Source organism: Cardiobacterium sp. Marseille-Q4385 (genome assembly GCF_916618745.1).
Classification (GTDB): domain Bacteria; phylum Pseudomonadota; class Gammaproteobacteria; order Cardiobacteriales; family Cardiobacteriaceae; genus Cardiobacterium.
Genome location: NZ_OU745373.1, coordinates 1217966 through 1243242, shown reverse-complemented (window position 1 = coordinate 1243242; position 25277 = coordinate 1217966). Strand labels below are relative to the sequence as shown.

The 25277-nt window shown below is 59.0% G+C and carries 23 protein-coding genes, 3 tRNA genes, 1 pseudogene and 1 riboswitch; of the genes and pseudogenes, 9 read left to right on the top strand and 18 right to left on the bottom strand.

What is annotated here, in order from left to right; genetic code table 11:
• Positions 1-187: 187 nt before the first annotated feature.
• The 6 genes from LG374_RS06045 to tyrS all read right to left on the bottom strand — a co-directional run bounded on the left by LG374_RS06045 (position 188) and on the right by tyrS (position 7342).
• Positions 188-2737 carry a glycogen/starch/alpha-glucan phosphorylase gene (locus LG374_RS06045; RefSeq protein ID WP_225756847.1) on the bottom strand — a complete coding sequence of 850 codons (2550 nt, stop codon included), beginning with the start codon at positions 2735-2737 and terminating at the stop codon, positions 188-190.
• A gap of 235 nt (positions 2738-2972) precedes the next feature.
• On the bottom strand, positions 2973-3116 hold the full coding sequence (locus tag LG374_RS06040; RefSeq protein WP_225756846.1) for an entericidin A/B family lipoprotein: 144 nt from the start codon (positions 3114-3116) through the stop codon (positions 2973-2975).
• 221 nt (positions 3117-3337) lie between these two features.
• A complete protein-coding gene (locus LG374_RS06035; RefSeq protein ID WP_225756845.1) occupies positions 3338-3808 on the bottom strand; it encodes a Dps family protein in 471 nt (156 codons plus the stop codon).
• Between the two features lie 29 nt (positions 3809-3837).
• Positions 3838-4779: an FHA domain-containing protein gene (locus LG374_RS06030; protein ID WP_225756844.1), complete on the bottom strand. Its 942-nt coding sequence runs from the start codon at positions 4777-4779 to the stop codon at positions 3838-3840.
• Positions 4764-6143, bottom strand: a complete 1380-nt coding sequence (locus LG374_RS06025; protein WP_225756843.1) for a serine protease — start codon at positions 6141-6143, stop codon at positions 4764-4766. The genes LG374_RS06030 and LG374_RS06025 overlap by 16 nt, the downstream gene beginning before the upstream one ends.
• Positions 6140-7342, bottom strand: a complete 1203-nt coding sequence (gene tyrS, locus LG374_RS06020; protein WP_225756842.1) for a tyrosine--tRNA ligase — start codon at positions 7340-7342, stop codon at positions 6140-6142. The genes LG374_RS06025 and tyrS overlap by 4 nt, the downstream gene beginning before the upstream one ends.
• Positions 7343-8258: 916 nt before the next feature.
• Between tyrS and LG374_RS06015 the strand changes: the two genes are divergently transcribed.
• The 4 genes from LG374_RS06015 (at position 8259) to LG374_RS06000 (ending at position 10616) form a co-directional block, all read left to right on the top strand.
• Positions 8259-8756 (top strand): M23 family metallopeptidase, encoded by a 498-nt coding sequence (locus LG374_RS06015; protein WP_225756841.1) that lies wholly within the window; start codon positions 8259-8261, stop codon positions 8754-8756.
• A gap of 187 nt (positions 8757-8943) precedes the next feature.
• A riboswitch (TPP riboswitch) is annotated at positions 8944-9036 on the top strand.
• A gap of 35 nt (positions 9037-9071) precedes the next feature.
• Positions 9072-9869: a bifunctional hydroxymethylpyrimidine kinase/phosphomethylpyrimidine kinase gene (thiD, locus tag LG374_RS06010; RefSeq protein WP_225756840.1), complete on the top strand. Its 798-nt coding sequence runs from the start codon at positions 9072-9074 to the stop codon at positions 9867-9869.
• A gap of 123 nt (positions 9870-9992) precedes the next feature.
• On the top strand, positions 9993-10196 hold the full coding sequence (locus tag LG374_RS06005) for a glycine zipper 2TM domain-containing protein (RefSeq protein ID WP_225756839.1): 204 nt from the start codon (positions 9993-9995) through the stop codon (positions 10194-10196).
• A 66-nt stretch (positions 10197-10262) separates the two neighbouring features.
• Positions 10263-10616, top strand: coding sequence for a DNA-3-methyladenine glycosylase I (locus LG374_RS06000; RefSeq protein WP_225756838.1), 354 nt, complete (start codon positions 10263-10265; stop codon positions 10614-10616).
• A 129-nt stretch (positions 10617-10745) separates the two neighbouring features.
• Here the strand turns inward: LG374_RS06000 and LG374_RS05995 are convergent, their stop codons facing one another.
• Positions 10746-11126 (bottom strand): hypothetical protein, encoded by a 381-nt coding sequence (locus LG374_RS05995; protein WP_225756280.1) that lies wholly within the window; start codon positions 11124-11126, stop codon positions 10746-10748.
• Here LG374_RS05995 and LG374_RS05990 point away from each other — a divergent pair.
• Positions 11109-11420: a hypothetical protein gene (locus LG374_RS05990; protein WP_225756837.1), complete on the top strand. Its 312-nt coding sequence runs from the start codon at positions 11109-11111 to the stop codon at positions 11418-11420. The two genes, LG374_RS05995 and LG374_RS05990, sit on opposite strands and share 18 nt — an antisense overlap.
• 108 nt (positions 11421-11528) lie before the next feature.
• A pseudogene (locus LG374_RS05985) lies at positions 11529-11882 on the top strand (DNA-3-methyladenine glycosylase I); the annotation flags it as partial.
• Positions 11883-11946: 64 nt separating this feature from the next.
• Here the strand turns inward: LG374_RS05985 and LG374_RS05980 are convergent.
• Genes LG374_RS05980 through LG374_RS05970 form a run of 3 tightly spaced genes read right to left on the bottom strand, consistent with a single transcriptional unit; the run spans position 11947 to position 15122 of the window.
• Complete coding sequence (locus LG374_RS05980) at positions 11947-13017, bottom strand: hypothetical protein (protein ID WP_225756835.1); 1071 nt, start codon at positions 13015-13017, stop codon at positions 11947-11949.
• Positions 13018-13036: 19 nt separating this feature from the next.
• The gene (locus LG374_RS05975) at positions 13037-14068 is read right to left on the bottom strand and encodes a DUF1176 domain-containing protein (RefSeq protein WP_225756834.1); all 1032 of its coding nucleotides are present in this window, start codon (positions 14066-14068) and stop codon (positions 13037-13039) included.
• A gap of 19 nt (positions 14069-14087) precedes the next feature.
• Positions 14088-15122, bottom strand: coding sequence for a DUF1176 domain-containing protein (locus LG374_RS05970; RefSeq protein ID WP_225756833.1), 1035 nt, complete (start codon positions 15120-15122; stop codon positions 14088-14090).
• A gap of 582 nt (positions 15123-15704) precedes the next feature.
• On the opposite strand from LG374_RS05970, the gene LG374_RS05965 reads away from it, so the two are divergent.
• Both LG374_RS05965 and LG374_RS05960 read left to right on the top strand, forming a co-directional pair.
• Entirely contained in the window at positions 15705-16124 is a 420-nt protein-coding gene (locus LG374_RS05965) for a helix-turn-helix domain-containing protein (protein WP_225756832.1), read from the top strand.
• Position 16125: 1 nt separating this feature from the next.
• On the top strand, positions 16126-17037 hold the full coding sequence (locus tag LG374_RS05960) for a mevalonate kinase (protein WP_225756831.1): 912 nt from the start codon (positions 16126-16128) through the stop codon (positions 17035-17037).
• 524 nt (positions 17038-17561) lie between these two features.
• On the opposite strand, the gene LG374_RS05955 is transcribed toward LG374_RS05960, so the two are convergent.
• From LG374_RS05955 to LG374_RS05945, 3 genes are read right to left on the bottom strand one after another with little or no spacing between them, the layout of a single operon-like run.
• Positions 17562-18683, bottom strand: a complete 1122-nt coding sequence (locus LG374_RS05955; protein WP_225756830.1) for a M20 family metallopeptidase — start codon at positions 18681-18683, stop codon at positions 17562-17564.
• Positions 18684-18692: 9 nt separating this feature from the next.
• Positions 18693-19157 (bottom strand): YjiG family protein, encoded by a 465-nt coding sequence (locus LG374_RS05950; RefSeq protein WP_225756829.1) that lies wholly within the window; start codon positions 19155-19157, stop codon positions 18693-18695.
• On the bottom strand, positions 19154-20047 hold the full coding sequence (locus LG374_RS05945) for a nucleoside recognition domain-containing protein (RefSeq protein WP_225756828.1): 894 nt from the start codon (positions 20045-20047) through the stop codon (positions 19154-19156). The genes LG374_RS05950 and LG374_RS05945 overlap by 4 nt, the downstream gene beginning before the upstream one ends.
• A gap of 327 nt (positions 20048-20374) precedes the next feature.
• Here LG374_RS05945 and LG374_RS05940 point away from each other — a divergent pair, with 327 nt between their 5' ends.
• A complete protein-coding gene (locus LG374_RS05940) occupies positions 20375-21193 on the top strand; it encodes a class I SAM-dependent methyltransferase (RefSeq protein ID WP_225756827.1) in 819 nt (272 codons plus the stop codon).
• 54 nt (positions 21194-21247) lie between these two features.
• Here the strand turns inward: LG374_RS05940 and LG374_RS05935 are convergent, their stop codons facing one another.
• The 5 genes from LG374_RS05935 to LG374_RS05915 all read right to left on the bottom strand — a co-directional run bounded on the left by LG374_RS05935 (position 21248) and on the right by LG374_RS05915 (position 25120).
• The gene (locus LG374_RS05935; RefSeq protein WP_225756826.1) at positions 21248-22210 is read right to left on the bottom strand and encodes an ABC transporter substrate-binding protein; all 963 of its coding nucleotides are present in this window, start codon (positions 22208-22210) and stop codon (positions 21248-21250) included.
• A 123-nt stretch (positions 22211-22333) separates the two neighbouring features.
• A tRNA-His gene (locus tag LG374_RS05930) sits at positions 22334-22410 on the bottom strand.
• Positions 22411-22418: 8 nt separating this feature from the next.
• Positions 22419-22495, bottom strand: a tRNA-Arg gene (locus tag LG374_RS05925).
• Between the two features lie 11 nt (positions 22496-22506).
• A tRNA-Pro gene (locus tag LG374_RS05920) sits at positions 22507-22583 on the bottom strand.
• A gap of 59 nt (positions 22584-22642) precedes the next feature.
• Positions 22643-25120 (bottom strand): mechanosensitive ion channel domain-containing protein, encoded by a 2478-nt coding sequence (locus LG374_RS05915; RefSeq protein WP_225756825.1) that lies wholly within the window; start codon positions 25118-25120, stop codon positions 22643-22645.
• Positions 25121-25277 lie beyond the last annotated feature (157 nt).

Below are 25277 nucleotides of genomic sequence, written 5' to 3'. Positions count from 1 at the left end.
AAAAATCGTAACGGCGTTGCGCTACCGGACGGCATGGTCAGGCGGGCTTTGCTTTTCCGTTCAAAGACCTGAAAAGAACGCCCCGCCGGGTTGCATCGGCGGGGCGTTGTTGTGAGCGACGCACTTGCCCTTTCTACCGCTTCCCGGCGGGTGCCAGAGAAGCGGCGAGTCAAGAGCGATGAGCGAATCAGTGCTTGCGCGATTTCGGTTTTTGCGGTGCCGCTGCGGCAGGTTTAGCCGCTTCTACGGCGGGTTTGCCATCTTCCGGCTGTTTGCCGGTGAGAGCGCGGACATCGGGCAGCGGCTGAATGCGCCAGATATCGCGTGCGTAGTCGGCGATCGAGCGGTCGGAGGAGAAGTAGCCCATGTTGGCGATGTTGGCGATCGCCGATTTCACCCATTTGTCCTGGTTGCGGTAGCGGCGGTCAATATGGGCCTGCGCTTCGACATAGCTGCGGAAGTCAGCCAGCACTTGGTAGTAGTCACTGAAAACGTGCAGGTTTTCGTGATAACGGCTCGGTTCTTCCGGCGAGAAGGCGCCGGAGGTGATTTGCATCACGGTCTCGTGCAGTTCTTTGTCGTTTTCAAGGTAGAGCAGCGGGGAGTAACCGCGCTGGCGCAGGGCCTCGACCTGTTCGACGGTGTTGCCGAAGATGAAGATGTTGTCTTCGCCAACGGCGTTCAGGATTTCCACGTTGGCGCCGTCCAGCGTACCCACGGTCAGTGCGCCGTTCAGCGCAAATTTCATGTTGCTGGTGCCGGAGGCTTCGGTGCCCGCCAGCGAGATTTGTTCGGAGACATCGGCGGCGGGGATGATGATTTGCGCCAGGCTGACGCCATAGTTGGGGATGAAGACGACTTTGATCAGGTCGTGGATGCGGCCATCGTTGTTGATGACGTTCGCCACGTCGTTGATGAGGTGGATGATTTTCTTCGCCGCGTAGTAGGCACTCGCTGCTTTACCGGCGAAGATGAAGACGCGCGGCACCCATTCGCCATGCGGGTTTTTCAGGATCTGGTTGTAACGGCTGACGATGTGCAGCACGTTCAGGAGTTGCCGCTTGTATTCATGGATGCGCTTGATTTGTACGTCAAAGAGGGCTTCAGGGTTCACTTTGATGCCGAGTTCGTCTTTGATGTACTCGGCAAGGCGGCGTTTGTTTTCAAGTTTGACGCCACGGATTTCAGCGCGGAAGGCGGCATCTTCTTTGAGCGGGTTGAGTTTTGCCAACTGCTCAAGGTCGCGACGCCAGTCTTTACCGATGTGGCGGTCGAGCACTTGCGCAAGGCCGGGGTTGGCAAGCGCGATCCAGCGGCGCGGGGTAACGCCGTTCGTGACGTTGGTGAAGCGTTCCGGCCAGAGGCGGGCAAAGTCAGCAAAGAGGGATTTGACCATAAGGTCGGAGTGGATTTTGGCGACGCCATTGACTTTGTGCGAGCCGATGACGGCCAGCCAGGCCATGCGCACGCGGCGACCGCCTTCTTCGTCGATGATGGAGACGCGGCGGATGAAGTCGTCATCCATGCCCTGTTCGCGCAGTTTGCTCAGGAAGTGTTCGTTGATTTCGAAGATGAGTTGCAGGTGGCGCGGCAGGATGCGGCCGATCATTTCTACCGGCCAGCTTTCCAGCGCTTCGCTCATCAGGGTGTGATTGGTGTAGGAGAAGATTTTCTGACAGGCTGCCCAAGCGTCGTCCCATTTGACGGCGTATTCGTCGATCAGGATACGCATCAGCTCAGGGATAGCGAGCACGGGGTGGGTGTCGTTCAAGTGGATGGCGATGGTCTCGGTGAGGTTGGTCAGGTCGTCGTTCTCTTTGAGGTGACGGCGCACGATGTCCTGCACCGAGGCGGAGACGAGGAAGTATTCCTGGCGCAGGCGCAATTCGCGGCCGACGGAGGTGGAGTCGTCCGGGTAGAGGACGCGCGAGACGTTTTCCGAGGAGTTTTGTTTTTCGATGGCGGCGAAGTAATCCCCTTTGTTGAAGTCACCGAGGTTGAAGACGTCGCCCGCGTGTGCCCACCACAGGCGCAGGGTGTCAGAGACGTCGGTGTCGAAGCCGGGGATGATCTGGTCATAGGCCAGCGCGGTGATTTGTTCGCTATTGTTCCAAATGCACTGCTCGCCCTGGTAGTGGACGTTGCCGCCGAAGCGGATGGTATAGCGCTTGCTGGGGCGGCGGAATTGCCAGGCGATATCCTGCTCGGTCCAGGTATCGGGCTGCTCGACTTGTTTGCCGTTCTCGATGACCTGGCGGAACATGCCGTATTCGTAGCGGATGCCGTAACCGATAGCGGGGATGCGCAGGGTGGCGAGGCTGTCCATGAAACAGGCAGCGAGGCGACCGAGGCCACCGTTACCAAGGCCAGGGTCGCCTTCTTCGGCGACGATTTCATTGATGTCCTGCCCCAGTTCAGCGAGCGCTTCGCGCATGGCGTCATAGACGTTTTCGGCGATGAGCGCGTTCGACAGGGCACGGCCCATCAGGAATTCCATGGAGAGGTAATAGACGCGGCGCAGGTGTTCGCGATGCAGGTGCAGGGTGGTTTGCAGCCAGCGTTCGGCGGCAAGATCGCGCACGGCAAGCAGGGCGGCATTCAGCCAGTTGGTTTTGGTCGCTTCCGACGGCGGGCAGCCGAGGCCGAAGATGAGCTTGTACACCAATGCTTCTTTCAGGCTTTGTACGTCGCTACCCGGTGCGAGGTAGGGATATTTTTGCTGTTCGTTTAATGTCATGGTGGGACCCTCATGGGTAGTGGATTTTTCGGGGCGGCATGATACGCCTGCCGGCGGCTATTTTGTACTGTGTAAATTGTGGATTTTGTTTGGTTTTTTGTGGATTTATCGCACAAAAAAGCCCTTTTTCGGGCGAACTTTGCCGATAAAAACCTGTCCGGCGGCGGGGTGGTACGTGGACACAAAAAAACGCTTCATCCTTGAGAGGATGAAGCGTTTGTTATGAGGCGGCGGATCAGCCGTGTTTGGCGCGTTCGGCGGCGTTCGAGATGCCTTGTCCCGCTTTTTGCACATCGCGACCTAAGCCCTGGGTAGTGTTGCAGGCGCAGAGCAGGCCGGCAAAGGCGAAGAGGACGGCTGTCAGGGTCAGTTTTTTCATGGGTGTCTCCAGTTGTTGTCTTCCCCAGTGGAAGTGGGGGCATTGTATAGCCGCTTTCCCCTGAAATCTATACAGCCGATTTTTCATGAACATTTGAAAAACGTATTTTTCTCCGGATTCCGCTAGGCGAATTTTGCCGGGCAGCAGTGCAATAAAAAAGAAGCGCCCGTGGTCAGCGGGCGCGCGAGTTTGTGTGTGTTATTCGTATTGGGTGGGCTGGCTCATTTTTCCAGCAGGGAGCGCAGCATCCACGCGGCTTTTTCGTGGGTTTGCATGCGGTTGGTGAGCAGATCGTTGGTTGGTTCATCGCTGGCTTCGTCCACAGCAGGCAGGAGAACACGGCAGGTGCGCACCACGGTTTCCTGGCCTTCGACGAGTTCGCGGATCATGGTGGTAGCGTCAGTGCCCGCCTTGCCTTCTTTGATGCTGGTCAGTGCGGCGTATTCGCTGTATGAGCCCGGTGCGTAGTAGCCCAGGGCGCGGATGCGTTCGGCGATTTCGTCGATAGCGGTGGCAAGTTCGGTGTACTGCTCTTCAAACATGAGGTGCAGGGTGCGGAATTGCGGGCCTTCGACGTTCCAGTGGTAATTGTGGGTTTTGAGGTAAAGGGTGTAGCTGTCGGCCAGCACTTTGGTCAGGCCTTCGGCAATAGTTTTACGTTGGCTTTCGCTCATACCGATGTTGATGGTCATATTTTTCTCCGTATGTTCATTGGGTTGTATTACCACGCGGTCGCGCGGCAATGGCGCGGATTATTTGCGCACTGTTCATTTTTGTCAATCGAAAAGAAGTTTTTGATTGGTTTTATTTGACTATTGAAGAGGACGCTGCTGCCCAGCTCGCTCTGGTAAACGGGGTAGCTGCCGGGACGCTGGCTGAAGAAGTCGTGATCGCGCAGGTAGGCGTAGCTGACGAGCAGGGTGACGGGCAGGGCGGTAAGCAGGGTGGCGCGGCGCAGGACGCGGCCGGCAAGCGGGATGTGGTCGCGCAGGAAGGCACGGTGCAGCCACAGGTAGCCGAGGTAGGCGAGGACGGTGCCACAGGTGGCGGCAGCGGCGCTGTTGAACTGGAAGCCGTACCAGCCGGCGAGGCTGTCCACGATGTCGCTACCGGCGCTATAGGCGCTGATGATGCCGAGTACGGGCAGGATGAGGTAGCGGCGTGAGAGCGGCAGGATCATGCTGTGCACGATCCAGGTGATGCCGAGCAGGGTGATGAGCAAGGTGATGAAGCGGTTGTAGTCGAAGATGTAGCTTTGCGGGCTGTCGAGGTAGCCGTCCCACATCGGCAGGGCGATGGCGGCGGCGAACCAGCAGAATACGGCGGCGGGGTGGGTGAGCAGCGGCCACCAGCGCCGTTTTTTGTCGGCATACGGCATGGGTTTGCTGCGATCCGTCCAGATTTTCAGGGTCGCCGCGCCGATTTGCAGCAGGGTGTTGCCGTCGAGGGCGCGGGTGCTGCAGATGCGCGTGCCGTTGGCATGGCTTTCGTCGAGGCTGCGGATGGTGAGGCCTTGGCCGGTTTCTTCGATGACGACGTGGTGGTCAGCGATAAACGGGCTTTTGATGGTGATGTCGTTGTCCGGGCTGCGACCAATACGCACGGGGTAGTGGTGGATGCGGTGGACGTGGTCGGGGGTTTCGATGGTCAGTTCGCTTGCCATGTGATTTGTTCCAGTAGGTGCGCCATGACGCGTTTGCCGAGGTTTTCCTGGATGCCGGTGAGCATCATGGTGATGGTGAAGCCTTGTTGTTTTTCGCCGATTTGCGCGGCGATCAGGTAGAGGTCGGAGATGGCTTCGCCGTTTTTGATGTATTTTTTCGACGGCTGGGTGCAGTAAGTGGTCTTGAAGGGTTTGCCACCGATGGCGACGAAGTCGGCGGTGCAGGCGAAGTCGCCGAAGTCGCGGCGCGAACGCATTTCGTAGGGCAGGCGGTATTCGCGGCTGTAGAGGTGGTAGAAGCGCGCGGTCGGCATGGGTTCGCGGGCGTAGAAATTGCTGTACACGAAGCCCATGCGCCCGACCTGGGTGTCGCCGCTGATGTAGGTGACGCGGTCAGACTGGCAGATGACGGATTCGCTCGCGGCGAGGTCTTCCAGCTCTTGTTGCGGCGAGACGTCCCAGCAGCGCAGGTCGCCGCCGAGTTCGGTCGGCACGGTGTAGTGGCCGATGGTCGCTTTTTTCCAGTCGTTTTTGAAAAACGGGGCGTAGTATTTGTCGTTGTCGGCGATAAGCTGGTCGGCGATGCTTTCGTTGATGTTGACCGCACCGCTTTCCGCCTGCTTGAGCAGTTCGGCGAGGTGGCTGGCCGGAACGAGGAAGCCGATGTCGTTACCCTGGCTTTCGACGTTGATGCCGATGACTTCGCCCGCCTTGTTGACGGTCGGGCCGCCGCTCATGCCGGAGTTGATGGCGCCGGAGAAGAGGATGCGCGAGCGCGCGCTCTTTTGCAGGATGCCGTTGTTGATGCCGTCAACGATGATGAAACCGAGATCGCCGGGATTGCCGAGGGAGTAGAGGGCTTCGCCCTGTTCGGGTACGCCGCCGAGCTTGAAGGGTTTGCCGAGGTCGTGATCAGCGGCGACGATGGCGAGGTCATGCACCACGTCCACCGCGAGCAGGCGCAGCTGGCCTTCCTTGTCATCGGTGGCGATATATTCGATGGCGTGTTTTTCCTTGTTCACCGCGTCGGCGATGACGTGGTAGTTGGTGGCAATCATCTTGCCGTTGCCGATGACGAAACCGGAGCCGATGCTGGTTTTCTGCCCGGTGGCGGTGTTGATGGTGCGCACCTGATAGATGCTGGGTTTATAGGACGAGAACAGTGCCTTGACGGAAAACGGTGTGTCCTGCTGTGCGGCGAGCAGCGGCGGCGGGGCAGGGTGGTCAGCATCCGCCGCAAGCCCAGTATTTATCTCGCTTGGCGCGGATTCGGGTTTTTTCCCGCTTGGCGCGGACGGCAGCGGTTGCGCGCAGACGGCAGCCGCTATCGCCGCCGCAAGCGGGAACATCAGCAGCTTCTTCATGCCAATACAACCTTGGCGATACGGCGCTTGCCCGCCTGAATAATGCCGCTGAAACCGCGCGGCAGCTTGAAACTGCGGTCGGCGACCTTCTCGCCGTCCACCTTGACCGCGCCGCCATCCACCATGCGCAGCCCTTCGGACGTACTCGGCACCATCCCGGCTGCTTTCAGCACATGGGCAATCGCCATTTCGGCATCCTCGCAAGCGATAGTGATCTCTTCCAGATCTTCCGGAATCTCGTTTTTGGCGAAGCGGTTGACGAAAGCTTCCTGCGCCGCCTCCGCTGCCGCTGCATTATGGAAACGCCCGACCAGTTCGCGCGCCAGCTCGAACTTCACATCACGCGGATTGCGGCCGCTTGCGACCTCCGCTTGCAGCGCCTTGATCTCATCCAGCGAGCGGAAAGACAGCAGCGTGAACCAGCGCCACATCAAGTCATCCGAAATCGACATCACCTTGCCGAACATCTCGTTTGGCGCGTCGAAAATACCGATGTAATTGCCGAGCGACTTGCTCATCTTCTGCACACCGTCGAGGCCTTCCAGAATCGGCATCGTGATGATGGCCTGCGGCGACTGCCCGTACTCGCGCTGCAAATCGCGTCCGACCAGCAGATTGAACTTCTGATCCGTGCCGCCCAATTCCACATCCGCTTCCAGCGCCACCGAATCATAGCCCTGCGTCAGCGGGTACAAAAACTCATGCACCGCAATCGGGCGGCCTTCCGTATAGCGCTTGTGGAAATCATCGCGTTCCAGCATCCGCGCCACCGTGTACTTCGCGGCGAGGCGGACAAAATCCGTGGACGACAGCCCCTCCATCCAGTGCGAATTAAAGACCACCTCCGTCTTGTCGCGGTCAAGCACCTTGAATACCTGTTCCTTGTACGTCTCCGCATTTGTCAGCACCTGCTCCTTGGACAGAGGCGGACGCGTCGCATTCTTGCCGGAGGGATCGCCAATCATCGCGGTGAAATCGCCAATCAAAAACAGCACTGTGTGCCCGGCTTCCTGGAACTGGCGTAACTTGTTCAAGACTACCGTGTGGCCGAAATGCAAATCCGGTGCGGTCGGATCCATGCCCAGTTTCACCCGCAGCCGCTTGCCCGCCTTCAACTTGGCGACAAGCTCTTCCTCGCCGATAAAATCCTCGGCGCCGCGCCGAAACAGCGCCAACTGCGCATCCACACTCATAGACATAAACACCTCCGAAAAAACAGTACAATGCGGCACTTTCAGCCTAACCCCGCGCCGCCAAGCCCATGCCACAACATCCGCACAACGACCGCATCTTACAGCGCCTGCTGCCCTGGCTCGCCCTGATTGGCTTCCTTGGCGTGGCCCTGTACGCGCTGCTGCCGCTGGACTTCTGGCTGCCGGAATACAAGAGCGCGCATCATACCGTAACAAGCGGCGAAGCCCTACCCGACGACATCCCGCCGGACGAGGCAGAGGGCGACATCGTTGACGACGACCAAGCGTCAGGTGAAGAAAAACCCAAAGCTCCGCCCAGCGGGACAAAACCGGAAACCCCTCCCCGCGGGCCACAACCCGAAACCCCGCCCGGCGCGCCAAAACCCCTAACCCCGCCCGGCGAGAAAACCCGAAACCCGCCCAGCGAGCAAAGCCCGAAACCCCGCCCAGCGAGACAAAGCCGGAAACCCCGCCCAGCGAGGCAAAACCTGCAACCCCGTCCAGCGAGACAAAACCGGAAACTCCTCCCAGCGAGACAAAACCCGAAACCCCACCCAGCGGGGAAAAACCTGAGTCCCCGTCCGGCGAAGAAAAAATCGTCGAGAGCAAAGGCAGCTTCCGCAAGCACTACCGTAGCTTCCGCGCCGTCGGCAACCAGTGGCAACACATCGCAAAAAGCGACCTCAACCCCGTCCTCATCAAACAACTCGAACCGCTGCAACACAAAATCGAGGACGAAGCCATCAGCACCGTCGAAATCCTCTACAGCACCTACACCAAAGACGGCAAAACCAACCCCGAAAACAGCAAAATCATCGCCGCCCGCCTGCGCGAAGGCCGCTACACCTACACCTACTACGCCCGCTTCGAAGGCAAAAACATCTGGTACTACGACCGCGAAGGCAATGCGCCGGAAGTGGCGATGGACCGCATCCCGCTTGATCACTACGACCACATCAGCTCGCCGTTTGACCCCGCCCGTGTCCACCCCATCACCCGCATCATCCGCCCGCACGAAGGCACCGACTTCAAGGCGGCACACGGCGCTCCCGTGCGCGCCACCGGCGACGGCATCGTCAACTACGCGGGTTGGCGTGGCGGCTATGGCCGTGTTGTCATCATCGACCATGCCAACGGCTACCAGACCCGCTACGCCCACCTCTCCGATCTCGACGTTGAAACCGGACAGGAAATCTCGCGCGGCCAGACCGTTGGCCGCCTCGGCAACAGTGGCATGAGCACCGGCAGCCACCTGCACTACGAAGTGCGCATCGACGACATTCCCTACGACCCGATGACCGTACAACTGCCAGAAAACAAACCGCTCGCCGAAGACTACAAGGACGCCTGGCGCTACCGCTGCACCCAGTACGAACGCGAAATGACGGAAATCGCCAAACAGGGCGTGAAAAAGAAATAGCCGCTGCTTGGCACGAAAATCCCTTCCCCGCTTGCGGGGGAAGGTGCCCGAAGGGCGGAAGGGGGAGTAAAAACCCAGTATTGATGCCGCTTGGTGGGCCCAGCAACTACGTCGCCTGAGCAGAATCCTGTCGAGCACAAAATTGGAGGCGAAAGAACAAAGACGGCGTGCTGCCCGATATAATCGGCGCCGCTTGTCGGGGTGTTCCTTATGGAACTGAGAAATACCCGTAGAACCTGAAACGGTTAGCACCGTCGGAGGGAACAAGGTACACGCCGGTTCCCGTTCACTCGTCACAACAGCAAGGGAATCCATATGCCCACTTCCATCGCCCTCACCATTGCCGGATCCGATTCCGGCGGCGGCGCCGGCATCCAGGCCGATCTCAAAACCTTTTCCGCTCTTGGCGTTTATGGCGCCTCCGTCATCACCGCCGTCACTGCGCAGAACACCCGCGCCGTCACTGCCGTCGAGGCCATCAGTCCCGCCCTCATCCGCGCCCAAATCGAAGCCGTCTTTGCCGACCTGCCGCCGCAAGCGGTAAAAACGGGGATGCTGGGCGACAGTCAAACCATCTGCACCGTCGCCGAGAGCCTCGCCGCCGTCGCTCTGCCGTATCTCGTCATCGACCCGGTGATGGTCGCAAAAAGCGGCGACAAACTGCTCGCCGATGCCGCCATCGCCACCCTGCGTGAGCGTCTCATCCCGCTTGCCACCCTGATAACCCCCAACCTGCCCGAAGCGGGCGAACTGCTTGGCCGTCCCGTCACCACGCGTGACGATATGCCGCAAGCTGCCGCCGATCTGCTCGCCCTCGGCTGCCACGCCGTGCTGCTCAAAGGCGGGCATCTCGCCGGCGATGCCAGCGACGACCTGCTCCTCACCACCGGCGGTGCTACCTGGCTTTCCGCCGCGCGTCACCCCGGCAAAAATACGCACGGCACCGGCTGCACCCTGTCGGCTGCCATCACTGCCGGCCTCGCACGCGGCTTGGCGCTCGTTGATGCCGTACATGCGGCTAAGGACTACATCGGTGCCGCCATTGCCGCCGCCGACCGCCTGCATGTCGGCAGCGGTCATGGTCCGCTGCACCACTTTCACCGCTGGTGGTGATGCGTTAAACCGGCAGTGGCTGCTTTGCGGAAACGTAAGGCACCGTTCAGATTCGCACGGGTGCCGCTGTGCGATACTGAATGCGCACACCATGTGCATCCGCACTTACACAGGGAGATATCCATGAAATCCGCACTAAACAAAGGCATCCTTGCCCTCGCATTGCTCGCCTCACTGACCGCGTGCAACAGCCTGACCCCGGCACAACGCAATACCGCAATCGGTGCCGCTGTCGGCGGTGCCGCCGGCAGCATGATCGGCGGCGATACTGGCGCCATTCTCGGTGGTGCTGCATTGGGCGGCGTCATCGGCAGCCAGATCCGCTGAGCGACACTCGCCATCACCCGGGGCGCGCTACGGCGCGCCCTTTTCTTTTAGCTTCCGCCCACCCCCATGCACTACTGCGACTACACTGCGACACTGCCGCCCGATAACCCGCACCGCCGCTACCATGACCACGAATACGGCTTTCCCATCGCGGAAGATGACCGCCTCTTTGAGCGTCTCGTTTTTGAAATCAACCAGGCAGGCTTGAGCTGGACGACCATTCTCAACAAGGCGGACAACCTGCGCCGCGCCTACGACCATTTCGGGCGTATAGGACAAAAAAGGAGCTATCTTGGAGGACCTTGTGTCTATAGGACAAAAAAGGAGCTATCTATCGTCAGGCATGGCGAAATAATCCTTTATAAACTTGACTTTATTCTCTCTTTTCATCCCGTGATGACACCCCAATTTGCACTTTAAGTCGGCAAAGCGCCCATCCAGCAAATTGGTGGTGTTGCACATGCCCAAAACGGGATACGCTTCAAAGGTAAACAGGTAGTCCAAGTTCCGTTTCAGGCTCAAATACGCGCTTCTCAGCGTCTTGTGCGTTTAGTGCGAACTGCCGGTTTCCTCGTTGACCGTTCGTTCGTTGAGGAAGCCCTCATGCTGCCCAAACCATGCCTGCAGCGCGCCTTGAAACGCTGTCTTGCCGCTGTCCTTCAGGGTGAGCGTCAGTCGCCACAGCGCCTTGCCTGCCGCCGTTTTCGGGTTACGTGTCAGATAACGGCTGACGGTTTTGACCTGGTGAAACTGGCATAGCCGCGCGGGAATCTCGGGAAACATCTGTAGTAATCCCTTTCGCCCGTCGCAGACAATACTTTGTATCTCAACGCCTTTTTCCCGAAGCTCGTTCAGCGCCGCGGCATACAGGGCGTTGGTTTCGTATTTGACTTCATCGACGGACAGAGCCTGTTGGCTGATGCTGTCCATCAGCACCATCACGCCGAAACTGCGCCCGAAATAGGTGGTATCCATGATGATGTTGGCTTTTTCGGGCAGCGGGTAGCGCTCCCTGATTTGCACACTGCGAAGGCGGCGATAGATGGTTTTGCTGCCGCATCCGTACTGCTTGGCAAGCTGCGCGGCCGTTTGTTTGCCTGCGCTATAAGCTGTCCAAAGCTCGTCGTTTTGAAGGCGCTTGCCGCCGTCAAAACGTTTGCCGCAAGCCTTGCATTTATATCGTTGCTTGCCATTTTGCCAGCCATCTTTTTTGATCTGCTTTGAGCCGCAGAAAAAGCATTTTTTGTGTTCAAAGCCTTTGACCCCGCTTAAACCCTCGCAGCATAAGGCTTACAGCGATTCTTGGCTCCTTTTTTGTCCTATACGCCCCATTTCGCTATTGAGCACGTCGCCGCCTACGGTGAGGCCGACATCGCCCGCCTGCTCGCAGACGCCGGCATCATCCGTAACCGCCGCAAAATAGCAGCCGCCATCCACAACGCCCGCGTCATCCGCGAGCTGCAAGCGGCACACGGCGGTTTCCGTGCCTGGCTGGACGCGCAGGCAGGCGCGGACAAAGCCGTCTGGGTCAAGCTATTCAAGAAAACCTTTGCCTTCACCGGCCCTGAAATCACCGGCGAATTTCTGATGAGCAGCGGTTATCTCGAAGGCGCACACCGCCGCGATTGTCCGGTGTATGCCCGGATTCTTGCCGCTCGCCCGCGCTGGCTGACAAGTGACGGATAAAGGCGGCTTGCCCAAATAAAAAGGGTGGACAGTATCGTCCACCCTTTTTATTGACGTTTAACGCTCAGCCCGCCAGCGGGTGCAGACCGTCAATACTGGGGGCATCTTCTTTGCTGTAATCAAGCAGCAGCCAGCCGAGGGTGCCGTCTGCCGTTTTGATGAGCAGACGGGCTTCGGTGCAGATGGGGTCGTTTTCGTTGCCGATACGGGCGTTGGCTGGGCAGTCGTAGCCGGCATCCGCCAGCAGCAGGGTGAGTTTGTCGCCCGCTTTCAGGGTCGCCACTTTTTTGCCGCTGTCGTCGGTCAGCGTCAGGGGGGCATCTTTATTTTCGTAGTTGCCGTGGTAGGTGCTGTCGAGGCCGAGGTAGTAATACGGTTGGGCAACTTCTTTGAAGGTTTTGCCGTCCAGCGCCCATTTTTGCCGTTTGCGGTAGTAGCTGCTGCCGCTGTCGTCGTAGTCGGTGTACACATAGCCGTTGCCGGGGAGGTAGTAATCCCGCCCGCTCAGGGTGGCGGCGTCATCGCGGGCAGCACCGGCGGGCTGGAAGAGGCAATAGAAGTCATCGCTCATGCCGGTCGAGCAGTCGATGCGGTAGGTGGCGCCGCCTGCTTTGAGGGCGGTATCGAGCAGGTGGTCATACACTTCGTAGTATGGGGAGGCTTCTTCCGGTTTGCCCTCAGGCGGGGTGCCCTGGTGCTGTTTGCCGTTGTCATCCAGGTAGTAGGTCTCCTGCGTGGCCTTGCCAAGCGTCGGCAGGTAGCGCAGGTTGAAAATCGGGTCGCCGCCTTTCTCGCGCAGTTCGCTTTTTTCCAGGGCGGGAAAGTCGTCGTTGTCGTCTGCGGCGGTGGCGGGTTGCGCCCAGCCGGTGAGGCCAAAGTGGTTGGCGACGAGGGTATGGCCTTTGCCGTCGCTAATGAGTGCGGTGACTTTGCCGCCCTGCGGGATGATGGCGACGGTCGCGCCACCTTCAGGCTTGAGGGTGAGGGCGAGCGGCGCGGTGGTTTTGCTTTCTTTGCCGATGTAGCTCAGGGCGCCGTCTTTTCCGGCGGGGAGGTTGTCAGCCAGCGGCAGGGGGGCTGCTGCGGCCGTCGTCGCGGCAAGGATGAGGGCAAGGGTCAGGGGTTTGCGGATCATGGTGTTTTCCTTTTATGGGTTAGGGTTTTTGCACGGTGGTGACGCGGGTCGGCAGCTCCCAGGCGCCACCGGGGAAGCCTTTGCATTGGCCGCTGCCGGCGCTGTAAGTGGTAACGAAGCGCTTGCCGTCCCAGGTGTGGCGGGTAAGCGAGAAGCAGTCGCCGAGGCCACGCCCACGTCCGCCGCTTTCGATAGTGCCGTCGCTGTAATCGTAACCGTCTTCGATGTCCACGGTGGCGGCGATGGTTTTCAGGTCGGGGCTGAGGATAGCGTAGTAGTTGGCGCTGTTGTAGGCGGCAAGCCAGCAGGCGGTTTCGGCAAGGGTGTGGCTGCTGTCTAGCGGGTAGAGGGTGATCTCGTTCTCGCCTTCGCTCATGCGGTCACAGTCATCGCCTGCTTTTTCCGCGAGCAGGCGGCGCAGGGCACTATATTCGCCGTCCCCTGCTTTCAGGACGCGTGGCGGGGTGCCCGGCAAGGTAGCGGCATGGATGACAGGTTTGGCAGCCGGGGCGGGGATGGTTTTTTGATCCTTGCCGCGCTTGATGAGGGCAGTCGGGGTGCCGACCCGGCCCTGATAGTCGTCCATTTTCAGCAGCACGGCGTTGGCACCTTCGTTGGAGAGGGTCCAGGTGGTTTTGTCTGTGCGGAAGGTGATTTTGTCGCTACCGACGACGGCTTTGCTGACGGCTTCGCTCTGGGCGGGGCTGAGGCGGGCTTTCGGTGCGACGTCATCGCCGCTGAGGGTGATTTCGCCCAGGTTTTTGTCGTTGAGGTAGAGGCTGCCTTTGAGCGGTTGCGGGGCTTTATCGTCCCAGTTGAGGTCGGTTACGGCGATTTCGCCGCTCACGGCAGCATCTGCGCCGGCGTCGCGCACGAGGAGGAGGGAGATAGCCTGCGCTTCGTAGCCGGCCTGGTAACCGGCAGCACGGCAGGTGCCGGTGTTGTCGCAGGCGATTTCCCAGTCTTTGTGTTCGAAATAGCTGCCGTTATCGTCGAAAGCGAGGGCGGCAAGCGGCAGCGCCGCGAGGAGGGTGAGGGGTTTGCGGATCATGGTGTTGTCCTTTTATGGGTCAGGGTTTTTGCACGGTGGTGACACGGGTCGGCAGCATCCAGGCGGCGCCGGGGAAGCCTTTGCATTGGCCACTGCCTGCTTTATAGGTGGGGACGAAGCGCTTGCCGTCCCAGGTGTGGCGGGTGATAAAGAGGCAGTCACCAAGGCCGCGCTTGCGTCCGCCACCTTCGATGGTACCGTCGCTGTAATCGTAGCCATCTTCGACGTCCACGCTGGCGGTGATGGTTTTCAGGTCAGCACTGAGGATAGCGTAGTAGTTGGCGCTATTGTAGGCAGCGACCCAGCAGCTGGTTTCGGTGAGGATGTGGCTGCTGTCGAGTGGGTAGAGGGTGATGCTGTTCTCGCTTTCGCTGATGTCAATGCATTCGTCCCCAGCCTTTTCGGCGAGCAGGTGGCGCAGGGCGCTGTATTCGGTGTCCCCTGCTTTCAGGACGCGCGGCGGGGTGTCCGGCACGGCAGCGGCATGGATGATGGGTTTGGCAGCCGGAGCGGGGATGGTTTTTTTGTCCTTGCCGCGCTTGATGAGGGCAGTTGGAGTACCGACCCGACCCTGATATTCATCCATTTTCAGCAGCACGGCGTTGGCACCTTCGCTGGAGAGGGCCCAGGTCAGTTTGTCCGTGCGGAAGGTGATTTTGCCGCTGCCGACGACGGCTTTGCTGACGGCTTCGCTCTGGGCGGGGCTGAGGCGTCCTTTTAGCCCGGCTTCATCGTCGCTGAGGGTGACGTTTCCGAGGTTTTTGTCATCAAGGTAGAGGTGGCCGCTGAGTGCTTGCCGGTTCTTGTCGTCCCCGTTGGGGTCGATGACGGTAATTTCGCCAGTGATGGCGGCATCCGCCCCGGCGCCGCGCATGAGAAGGATGGAGATGGCCTGATCTTCCTCGCCAGCCTGGTAGCCGGCTGCGCGGCAGGTGCCGGTGTTATCGCAGGCAATTTCCCAGTTTTTGTGCTCAAAATAGCTGCCGTTGTCATCGAAAGCGGAGGCGGCAAGCGGCAGGGCAGCGAGGAGGAGGAGGAGGGTTTTGCGGGTCATGGTGGGCTCCAGTTGTGCTATGAAAAGAGACGCGGCGGGGCGTCTCTCAGCGGGGCTGTAGGCATTGGGCAGGTAGCATTTACCGCGCCAGGATGCGGACGATTTTCAGGGTGCGCGTGCCTGGCATAAGCGCAGATAGGGACGCACCGGCGAGCGACCGCGCGGGCGTGGTTCAGCTTTCCAGACACGGCAGCTCTCCGGTATATGGTGCGTCAATTCCACAGTGCGGCAGATGTTATACCAATCTTGGCAAAGAGTCTGAAAAACCATATTCAAGCGGTACTTTTATAGACTGCTCTAAGAGAATATTAAGTAGGCATGATCTCTATAAATAATTGCAAAATGATATACCCACATGGGATATACAAAAATAACCTTGCCATAATAAGTGTAAGGTAAAGAATACTACAACTTATAGATATGTTCATGGTATAGATCCAATATTTGGATAGATCTATTATATCTACTATTCCCCAATATATTCTCGATAGGATGAAAACGGTTTGATTATTTTCACTAGAATTGCTAATCTCTGCTGGCTACAATTTTTATTTGTGACTATCTCTAATAAAGAGGGTTCTAATGAAGATATACAATAAACTTTACACTAAGCGTGAATTGTGGCGCCGGCCACAAGAAGATATGGTTACCCGTTTGAGTATGTCCACTGATGGCTATGCCAAATTAGAATATGGCGAAACCCGTCTTAACATTTCCAGATTAGAACAGATAGCCAGTGTATTTAATGTTGACCTCAAGGAATTAATGGCTATAAATGAACGCAGCATTATTTGTCTGATTAGCGAAAAGAGTCAGCATGGCAGGAATGATTACGCCACCTCGCAACAAGCGCTCACCGCCGAAATCAACCGTCTGCAACAGCAATTGCGGCATCAGGAAGCTCTGGGTGCGCAAAAGGATGCGCTTATCGCCCAGCAAGCGCGTGAAATCGAGACGTTGCGCACTCTAGTCGCCGTCTTACAAAAAAACGGTGGTGTTTGAAATGCAGCTCACTGCCTCTGCCCCCGGCTCCCTCATGGTCAGCGGTGAGCACGCCGTGGTGTATGGCGCGCCCGCTATTGTCTGTGCCGTCGCTGCACGCGTCCGCATTCATCTGCGTTCCCGCACTGACCGCCGCATTCTTATCCACAGCGCCCTCGCCGACCACGCGACCGATCTTGATACCCTCGCCGATCATCCCAAGCTGCGTTTTATCCTCGCCGCCCTGCGTCAGGCGCCGCCTGTCTGCGGTCTGGAACTCGATATTGTGAGCGATATTGACCCTACCCTCGGCCTCGGCTCTTCTGCTGCCGTTACCGCCACGCTCACCGCCTTACTTGCCCGCCTGCGCGGTGACGCTTTTGATCTCCTCGCCTTGCACCAAGCGGCGCACCGTACCATCCTTGCCGTGCAGCAGCGTGGCAGCGGTGCGGATCTTGCCGCTTCGCTTGCAGGCGGTATGGTTGCCTACACACCCGCCACGGATGCTGCACCAGCCCACATTAGCGCACTGCCCCTGCCGCCGACCGGCCTCAGTCTGCGTTATGCGGGTTATAAGACGCCGACAGCTGAGGTGCTGGCGCAAATTGCTACCCGTGCTGCTGCCGAGCCGCTGCATTATCAGGATATTTACGCGCGCATGGGCGAAAACAGCGCGGCGACGATTGCTGCTATCTCGTGCGGCGACTGGGCGGAGGGTTACCGTCTGCTGAATGACTACCAGCATTTGCTGGAGGAGCTCGGTGTTTGCGATGCGGTGCAGGCAGCGCATCTCGCCGCCGCGCGCCCGCATGCCCATGCGGTGAAAATCAGCGGCAGCGGTCTTGGCGACTGTATTCTTGCCTTCGCGGACACGCCGCCCCCGCAGCATCAGGCGGTCGTTATAGATGGCGATGGCCTCCGCTTTGAGGCATAGCCGTTACCAGAGCGTTATACGGCGCTGATTTATCCCCTTTTCGTAAATGGTCCTGTATATGCAGCCTTCATGTACAACAAAAGCCCCCATGGTCGTCTGGTAGATCCGGCATTTACGCCGCTTGGCGGCACTGCTTCCAGGCTACTGCAAAGATCGCTCCAAGCGGGCTTATGCCTGCCCGGTGGGCTGAAACCACCCCCCCGACCTTCTTCACGGGGGGGTCTCTCGTTTGGACGCGCCAAGCGGCGTGGTTACCGGGTTTTGTAGAGACGTTGCCTGCAACGTCTCAAAAACAAAAGCGCGTTGTTTCCCCGCTTGGCAGTCATGTTTACCCGAAGCGCAAAAGCAGGCCGCGCCTGCTCGGCGGGCTGAAGCCCGCCCTACGCCCGCCCTACGCCCGCCAAGCGGTGTATTCGCCGGGGGCGTCAAGTGGCGTAGTTACCGGGCCCGCCAGACAGCGTATTTGCCAAGGCGCCAAAAGGAAACGCCCCCTAGCGGGGGCGTTTGGTGTTGTCATCATCCGCTCAGGCAGCGGCGATTTCTTCGATGGTCGCTTTCAGCAGGGCGACACGTTGTTCGATGCTGTCGATTTCCAAATATTCTTTGTCGCTGTGGAAGCAGGCGCCGATCGGGCCAAAGCCGTCCAGCGAGGGGATACCGTGGGCTGAGGTGACGTTAGCGTCTGAGCCGCCGCCGACCGCCTGCCAGGTGATGGGCAGGCCGATTTTTTTGCCTGCCGCTTCGACGAAGTGCATCAGTTTTTCCGTGCCGGCGTTCATGACCATCGCCGGTTTTTTCGCTTGTACGCGGACTTCTACTTTCACGCCATCCACAAACGGTTTGGCGGCGAGTTTGTTGAGCAGTGCCTTGATTTCGTCAAATTTGTTGTTGTCCCAGAAGCGGAGGTCCAGGGTGGCTTCGGCGTATTCGGGGACGACGTTGCTGGCGCTGCCGCCTTTGACCAGGCCGATGGTCAGGCTGGTACCGTTAGCGTAGTCGTTGTGTTTACCGAGTTCGAGAATCCAGTGCGCCATTTCGACGACTGCCGAGCGGCCTTTTTCCGGATCGTTGCCGGCGTGCGAGGCGATGCCGTGGAAGTGCAGACCGAAGGTGGCGCTGCCTTTTCTGCGGTTGACCAGCGAGCCGTCAGCGCGCGCGGATTCGCAGACGAGGACGTAAGCGGCTTTTTTCGCTTCTTCGAGTATCCACGGTTCGGAGTGGATGGAGCTGATTTCTTCATCCGGGTTGTGCAACACGGCGATGGAGAGTTTGTCGCGCACCGCCGGTTCAAGTTCGCTAAGGGCGGCATACATGGCAACGACGCCGTTTTTCATGTCGGCGACGCCGGGGCCGTAGGCACGGTTGCCTTCGACTTTGAAGGGGCGGGCGGCGGCGGTACCGGCGGGGAAGACGGTATCGATATGGCCGATGAGCATCACGTCGTAATGGTCGGGATTCTCGCGGTTGGTGATGAGCAGGCCCGGGCCAACTTCGTCATGCAGATGTTTGCGCGTCACATGCCAGCCAAGCGCGGTGTATTTATCAGTGAGCATATCGGCGATTTTGCCGACGCCTTCCGGCTGATAGCTGCCGCAGTCGGTGTTGATGAGGGGTTTCAGGTGTTCCAGGAAGGTTTCTTTTTTCATGATCTTCTCCTATACGAGGATTTGCATGACGACAAGGGAAAGTAGGGCGTTGATGACGGAGATGAGCACCATCACCGGGATGTATTTGCCGGGCACGCCGACCACGCCAAGCAGACGCCCGATGTATTGCACCTGCGAGCCCATCAGGTACATGGCCGGGGCCAGGACGGCAACGTCATGCAGGCTGAGGGTGCCGACGGCGAACAGGCTGGAGGCGACGCCAACGCCGCCGCCCATCGACAGCCAGGAAGCGAGCAGTACCATCAGGGCTTCGCCGGGCAGGCCAAAGAGACGCATCATCGGTGCGCAGACACTACCAAGCAGATCAAGAATGCCGGTTAGCTTGAGGAAGTAGATGAGGACGAAGGCCATCAACACGTTCGGCAGCATGCTACCGATAGCGATATTCCAGCCACGTTTGACCCCGCTGACGAAGACGTCGGTGATCATCACTTTTTCGTTTTGCTCGCTCATGGCTGGTTCTCCGCTGGTGTCTGTGGTTTACGGTCGGCGAAGTTGAGATACAGCCGCATCAGGTTTGCGCCGAAGAATTTGAAGAAGAAGAGGACGGCGAAGCAGATACCGATGGTGGTCGGTACGCCTTGCGTGGTGCCGTCAGCGGCGACCGAGGTCAGCGCCAGAAGGGCTGCGCCGGAGCCGAGGAAGTTGGTGATGGTCGCGCCTGCGCTGAACTGGAACATGGTAAAAATGTCCCGCTCGCGCGTGCTGAGTTGCCCCTGGTCATAAAGCGAGCGGGTCAACGCTGCACCAGCATCGGTGGACTGGAAGCTGGCAATCATGGCGAGACCGGTATCGCCGGGGATGCCCATCAGCCATTTGAGGGTTCGTTGCAGCAGGCGGCGCATTGCTTCTAGTGCGCCGTAGTGTTCGAGCACGGCGATGATGCCCATCGCAAAAAGCGTCGTTGGTGCCAGGGTCAGGGCGAACATGAAGCCCTGCCGCGCACCCACGCCGCCTTCACCGCTGAAATTGCCGGTGGTATAGGCTGCTTCTTTCGCTTTGGCGTCTTTCGCACCGCTGTCTTTCGCAGCAGCGTCTTTCGCAGCAGCGTCTTTCGCAGCAGCGTCTTTCGCAGCAGCGTCTTTTGCCTTGGTATCTTTCGCTTTGGCGTCAGGGATAATAACTTTGCCGAACTTGCCGTTCAGGGTATTGAAGTCAAAGACACTGAAAATATCGTGCACTTTCTTTGGCTCGACATTCAGCTGCCGCGCAAGGGTAGTACCGAAATTTTTGACCGGCTCGCTGACGCTGATGCCGGAGAAGAAAATTACCGCGAACAACAACGCGATATAAGCGCCAACGCCCGCTTTAGGCGGAGCGGCGGGAGAGAGATTTTCCTGCATAAACACCTCGATGATGAATAAACAACAAACAGCGTGCAAAAGCTGTGGACTATTGGCGAAAAATTATCGCTATTGCGCATTATTGAGGGTAAAAATAGGAAAGTCTAGTACTATTAGAAAATTATTTTCTGTAAAAACAGTTGGTTGACGCAGGATGTTACGCTGCTGCCAATAGGCGGCCTGCACAGGCTCGACATCGTGCCGATATGGGGAAATCCGTGCAAAGAGGTGGAAACACGGGGAGATGTTACCATCTTTTTACACAACGACAAGGTGTATTCAGGCGGCGTACAATCGCGAATCTCTCTCATTAAGAAGGAAGTCCCCATGTCCGGCAAAATTCCCCTTGACCTCACCGCTCTCTCCGAAACCCTGCTCATCCCGTTGTGGGCGAAGGCCGTTGAGCAACAGCAGTCCGTGCCGCTGCTCGTGGATCCCGTTGCGCCGCAAATGCTGGCGCGACTTGACTACGATTTCAGTCAATACGCCAAAGCCACCGCTTCGCAGGCGGGCTGTTGCGGGCGGGCCTGGCTGTTTGACGAGCAGGCACGCCGCTTTATCGCCGCCCATCCTGATGCCGTGGTGGTGCAGATTGGTGCGGGACTGGATGCGCGTTATGAGCGCCTCGGTCGTCCGGCCGTCACCGCTTGGTACGACCTTGACCTGCCCGAAGTCATCGCTTTGCGCCGCGAGCTGCTGCCGGAATCCGGCAATATCTACCTGAGTGAATCGCTCTTTGCTTCCGACTGGATGGATCGCGCCGCTGCCCACGGCAAACCGGTCTTGCTGCTCTGCGAAGGGGTGCTGATGTACTTCGCTGCCAGCGACGTGCGCGCCTGGCTGGCGACTCTCGCGCAACACCTGCCGCAAGCGACGCTGGTATTCGACATCATCCCGACCATCCTGGTCGGCCGCGCCAAGCGGCATGATGCCCTCGGCAGCATGAAAAAAGCCCCGCCGGAGATGAAGTGGTCAGTCAAGGACAGCCGCGAACTGGAAACCTGGCTGTCCGGATTGACGCTGGAAGAAGAGCTGCCGTTGAGCAAGACCTGCGGCAAACGCTATCCGCTTTTCCTGCGCCTGCTTTACGCCCTCGGCGCGGGCAGCAAGCTGGATCAGCGCGTCGTGCGGGTGAAACTGCCGTAGGCAGCGCGATGGCAATAAAAAAGCCCCGCTGGGCGGGGCTTTTGCCGAGCAGAACTAGCCGAAAAGGCTGGCGTCCGGCGCTTTGCCGCCGACGATTTTCGGATTGAGTTGGTACATTTCGCCCAGGAATTGCAGGATTTCTGTGCTGATATCTTTGGTGCGCAGGGCGGTCAGCGCGGAATGTTCAAAGGCGCGTTCCAGTGCGGGCACAGGGGCGGGCATGTAGTTAGCGGCGATTTCCGCTGCGCTTTTGTTGTTGGCAGCGACCCAGTCCAGTGCAGCGAGCAGGTCTTTATCCAGGGCGGCGAGGAAATCGGCCTGCTCTTTGGCGACCGTCTCCGACACCATCAGTCCCGCTTGGGCGATGCCGTTCTGCGTGCCGAAGGATTCATTCCAGATTTTATCGATGGGGAAGCTGCGCACCACGTTCACGCCTTCCTGTTTGCCTTTGAGGATGGAGGCGCTGGCGAGCGGTTCGGGCAGCAGGGCGTACGGGAAGTCTTTTTGCAGAAAGAGGGTGACGGCTTCCGGCGGGGTGGCGGTGTAGGTGACAAGATTGGTGAGGTCGATGCCCGCCCGCTTGGCGAGGATTTGCAGGACGAGGTCGGGCATATCGCCCTTGAACGGCATGACCAATTTTTGCTCGGCGAGATCTTTGAGGCCGGTGATGGGTTTGTTTTTGCTCATCACGGCGAGTAGGCCGCGCGTCATGATGTTGTGCAAGATGACGGGCTGGCCTTGTGCGCGCAGGTTAGCGGCGACGTAGCTGGGCACAATGCTGATTTCGATGCTTTTATTCAAAAGTCCCGCGCGCAGTTGGTCGGGGCTGGTCCAGCTTTTTACGGTGAAGGGACGGATTTTGCGCGCTTCGCCCATTTGTGCCGCGACGGCGAGTAGTACGGTCGGTGTGACCGGCGGTCCCCACAAGGTAAAGGCGCTGTCGGCAGCACGCAACGGCAGGGCGGTAGCGGCAAAGGCGGCGGCGGTCGCGCCGATGAATTGACGACGTTTCAACATGTCATGCTCCGGTGATGAATAGTCCGGGCATTATAGGAATGGAGATGGCGAATAGGAATGATTCCTGTCAAGGCTGTTTGGCAGGCATAAAAAAAGCGCCTTGCGGCACTTCTCTTGATTTAATGGGGTGGATGATGGGAATCGAACCCACGACCTCCGGAATCACAATCCGGCGCTCTAACCATCTGAGCTACACCCACCATTCTTATGGCGCACCCGACAGGACTCGAACCTGTAACCTACGGCTTAGAAGGCCGTTGCTCTATCCGGTTGAGCTACGGGCACTTAACCTTAACTGGTCGGAGTAGAGGGATTCGAACCCCCGACCCCCTGGTCCCAAACCAGATGCGCTACCAGACTGCGCTATACTCCGACGCGGGATGAGGCGCGCATTCTAGTGAGCGCCCTGCGCATCGTCAAGCGCTTTCTCTGCTATGGTGAAGTGGGCGCATCGCCAGCACCGCTGTCAGGCAGGTTGCTGAGGTCATCCGGCTTGCTGACGGGCGACGGGGCGGCGGCTTTTTCCATAACCGGCACGGCAGGTGCAGCCTTCTCTTCGGCACGATAGCGGACGTGTAGCGGCGGTGCGCTGCCGTCCTTGTCCTGCCCAAAATAAATTTCCATATGCGGATAGGGCATCTCGATTCCTGCCGCGTCGAAATACATTTTCACCAGACGGTTATAGGCGCGACCGACCGTCCACTGATCGCCCGGCGTCGTTTTGATCGACACGCGCAGCATCACCGCGCTGTCGGCGAGCTGGGAAACCCCTTGAATATTAATCGGTTCCAGGATGTAGCGTTTCATCTCGCCCTTGACCAATTCATTGAACGCCGCACGCAGTTGCTCCATCGCCTCGTCCACATTCTCGCGGTAGGCGACGCCGTATTCGGCGATATGGTTGGCGTGGCCGCGCATATAGTTCGATACCCGCGTGACATTGGAAAACGGAATCAGGTGATACGTCCCTGAACTGTCGCGGATGCCGACTGAACGGATCCCGACCTGTTCGGCACGACCGGTGATGCCGTCCACGGTGACAATATCGCCGGTGTTGATGGCATTTTCGATCTGGAAAAAAATCCCGGTAATCACGTCTTTCACCAGCGTTTGCGCGCCGAAACCGACCGCAAGACCGAACACCCCGGCACCGGCAATCAGCGGGCCGATATTGATGCCAATCTCCGTCAGCACCATCAGCGCCGCGCTGGCAAAAATCACCACTGCCCAGCCGCTGCGGAAGAGCGACAGCAGCGTCTGCGTGCGCACCCCCGGCGCGCCACCACCCACTTCCGGGCTCAAATGCCGCTCGATCAGTACCAGCGACACCAGCCACACCGCGAGCGCCACCGCCAGGATCAGGCAAACATTCCAGAAGCGGGCGAGCAGGGCATGACCGAGCGCTGAATGTTCCCAGGCACTGACATCCACCACATGCCACGTCGCCAGCAGTTCAAAAAACACCAGCCATAGCATTGCTATCCGCACCAGACGCAACCCCAGCGGCACATAAAAATTCAGCCGTTTTTCCAGACCGGGCAGACGCCGTGCCGTATCGGACGAAAAACGGATGGGGCGGCGGATCCGTTGCGACAGCAGCATTGACGCGAGCAGCGCCCCGACGACCAGCGCCAGCGAATACAGCGTACCGCGCAGTACAAACGGCAGCGACTTCTCGCCGCTCAGCAGCGTCAACACCAGCAGCATCGAAAAATAAGCAATCGCCAACCAATGCCATAGCGGGGCGAATACCCGCAGCGTTCCGGAAAAAATCGCGCTACCGGAGGCATCCGCTGCCTGCCGCAGGGCATGGCGCACCGCCGTGCGTCGGCGGATGACCACCACCATGCCATAAACAAAAGCGCTCAACGCGAGCAGCGCCGAAAACACCAGCCCCAGCGACGGCGACAAAAAAATCCGGATCAGCGGGAACACCACCAAATAGCCATAACCGAGCAACTGCAACAGCGTCACAAACCAGCGGTTCCAGTATGCTGCCGCCTTATCCGTGCAGGACAGCAGGCGCAGGCCGGGAAAACGCGGATAAAACACCAGGCGAACCCCGATGCGCAGCGCCTCCACCGCCACAAATGCGCGCATAAAAAATGCCGCCTGCGTTGAGAGCGCCCCCGTCTCGCCGACCACAAACACCGCCAGCACATTGGCAAACACATAAGCAAAGAGCAGCAAGAGGGCATCGAAGAGCGCAGCCATGCCGACGCCCAACAGACGGCGCGACAGCGGCGACAACTGCGCGCCCTGCAACACCCAGCCCTGCAACCGCGCCTTCACCCCGCGCGTGGCGCGGTGCAAGCCCCACAAGAACGACAACGTCGCTGCCACCAGCAGTGCCAGATTCAGCGCCATTTGCTGCAGCACCTCCCAATTCACTGCCTGCAACATCAAATCGCGACCGCTGAACGCGCCGACCAGCGCATTCCAACTCTCGGTAAAACGAGAGCCCACCTCGCGCAGTACCTGCACCCCGGCTTCCGCTACCTTCTTCGGCCAGGCAGCAGCAGACACCACCGCCGCGCGTGCATTCTCGGCGACCGACTGCAACGCCACCGCCTCCGCCTGCACCTCGTCCTTCTTCTCCCCGGCGGGTGCCTCCGTCGCAGCCGCTTCCTGTCCTTCCGTTGTCTCGCCAGATGCCGCCGTATCCGCAGATGCTGCCGCATCACTAGTCTGCGTCTCCGTCGTGGCTGCCTGCGCCTTGCCCGTCGTCTTCCCGGCAGCTTCCAGCCGCCGCAACTCCGCCACCAGCGCCTTGCGCTGCGTCGGATTCTCCAGCACATCGGCGAGCGCCGCCCAAGCGGTGGCCTCATCCGTTTTGCCGCCTGCCTTGCCGTCATCTGCCGCCCAAAGCGGCGCCATCAGCAAGCTCAAAACCAACACCAACCACCGCATCGTGCACTCCCTTCAAAATCAAAAGAAGCGCATAAGATACACCAAGCCCGCAGTGCCCCGCTTGGCGGGGCCAGTGTTTACGCCGCTTGGCAGCATCAACATTTACCCCGCCTGGCGGCTGCCCAACGCGTCGCGTAGGATGCTGCAAAACCTTCTC

What these genes read in the sequence shown, in the direction of transcription:
- LG374_RS05940 (WP_225756827.1), top strand. Translation starts at nt 20,375, where the DNA reads ATGTCCGGCAAAATTCCCCTTGACCTCACCGCTCTCTCCGAAACCCTG.
- LG374_RS05975 (WP_225756834.1), bottom strand. Translation starts at nt 14,068, where the DNA reads ATGATCCGCAAACCCCTCACCCTCCTCGCGGCGCTGCCGCTTGCCGCC.
- thiD (WP_225756840.1), top strand. Translation starts at nt 9,072, where the DNA reads ATGCCCACTTCCATCGCCCTCACCATTGCCGGATCCGATTCCGGCGGC.
- tyrS (WP_225756842.1), bottom strand. Translation starts at nt 7,342, where the DNA reads ATGTCTATGAGTGTGGATGCGCAGTTGGCGCTGTTTCGGCGCGGCGCC.
- LG374_RS06040 (WP_225756846.1), bottom strand. Translation starts at nt 3,116, where the DNA reads ATGAAAAAACTGACCCTGACAGCCGTCCTCTTCGCCTTTGCCGGCCTG.
- LG374_RS06005 (WP_225756839.1), top strand. Translation starts at nt 9,993, where the DNA reads ATGAAATCCGCACTAAACAAAGGCATCCTTGCCCTCGCATTGCTCGCC.
- LG374_RS06035 (WP_225756845.1), bottom strand. Translation starts at nt 3,808, where the DNA reads ATGACCATCAACATCGGTATGAGCGAAAGCCAACGTAAAACTATTGCC.
- LG374_RS05955 (WP_225756830.1), bottom strand. Translation starts at nt 18,683, where the DNA reads ATGAAAAAAGAAACCTTCCTGGAACACCTGAAACCCCTCATCAACACC.
- LG374_RS05980 (WP_225756835.1), bottom strand. Translation starts at nt 13,017, where the DNA reads ATGATCCGCAAACCCCTGACCCTTGCCCTCATCCTTGCCGCGACGACG.
- LG374_RS05995 (WP_225756280.1), bottom strand. Translation starts at nt 11,126, where the DNA reads ATGGACAGCATCAGCCAACAGGCTCTGTCCGTCGATGAAGTCAAATAC.
- LG374_RS05945 (WP_225756828.1), bottom strand. Translation starts at nt 20,047, where the DNA reads ATGCAGGAAAATCTCTCTCCCGCCGCTCCGCCTAAAGCGGGCGTTGGC.
- LG374_RS05915 (WP_225756825.1), bottom strand. Translation starts at nt 25,120, where the DNA reads ATGCGGTGGTTGGTGTTGGTTTTGAGCTTGCTGATGGCGCCGCTTTGG.
- LG374_RS06015 (WP_225756841.1), top strand. Translation starts at nt 8,259, where the DNA reads ATGGACCGCATCCCGCTTGATCACTACGACCACATCAGCTCGCCGTTT.
- LG374_RS05960 (WP_225756831.1), top strand. Translation starts at nt 16,126, where the DNA reads ATGCAGCTCACTGCCTCTGCCCCCGGCTCCCTCATGGTCAGCGGTGAG.
- LG374_RS06030 (WP_225756844.1), bottom strand. Translation starts at nt 4,779, where the DNA reads ATGGCAAGCGAACTGACCATCGAAACCCCCGACCACGTCCACCGCATC.
- LG374_RS06025 (WP_225756843.1), bottom strand. Translation starts at nt 6,143, where the DNA reads ATGAAGAAGCTGCTGATGTTCCCGCTTGCGGCGGCGATAGCGGCTGCC.
- LG374_RS06000 (WP_225756838.1), top strand. Translation starts at nt 10,263, where the DNA reads ATGCACTACTGCGACTACACTGCGACACTGCCGCCCGATAACCCGCAC.
- LG374_RS05935 (WP_225756826.1), bottom strand. Translation starts at nt 22,210, where the DNA reads ATGTTGAAACGTCGTCAATTCATCGGCGCGACCGCCGCCGCCTTTGCC.
- LG374_RS05950 (WP_225756829.1), bottom strand. Translation starts at nt 19,157, where the DNA reads ATGAGCGAGCAAAACGAAAAAGTGATGATCACCGACGTCTTCGTCAGC.
- LG374_RS05965 (WP_225756832.1), top strand. Translation starts at nt 15,705, where the DNA reads ATGAAGATATACAATAAACTTTACACTAAGCGTGAATTGTGGCGCCGG.
- LG374_RS05970 (WP_225756833.1), bottom strand. Translation starts at nt 15,122, where the DNA reads ATGACCCGCAAAACCCTCCTCCTCCTCCTCGCTGCCCTGCCGCTTGCC.
- LG374_RS06045 (WP_225756847.1), bottom strand. Translation starts at nt 2,737, where the DNA reads ATGACATTAAACGAACAGCAAAAATATCCCTACCTCGCACCGGGTAGC.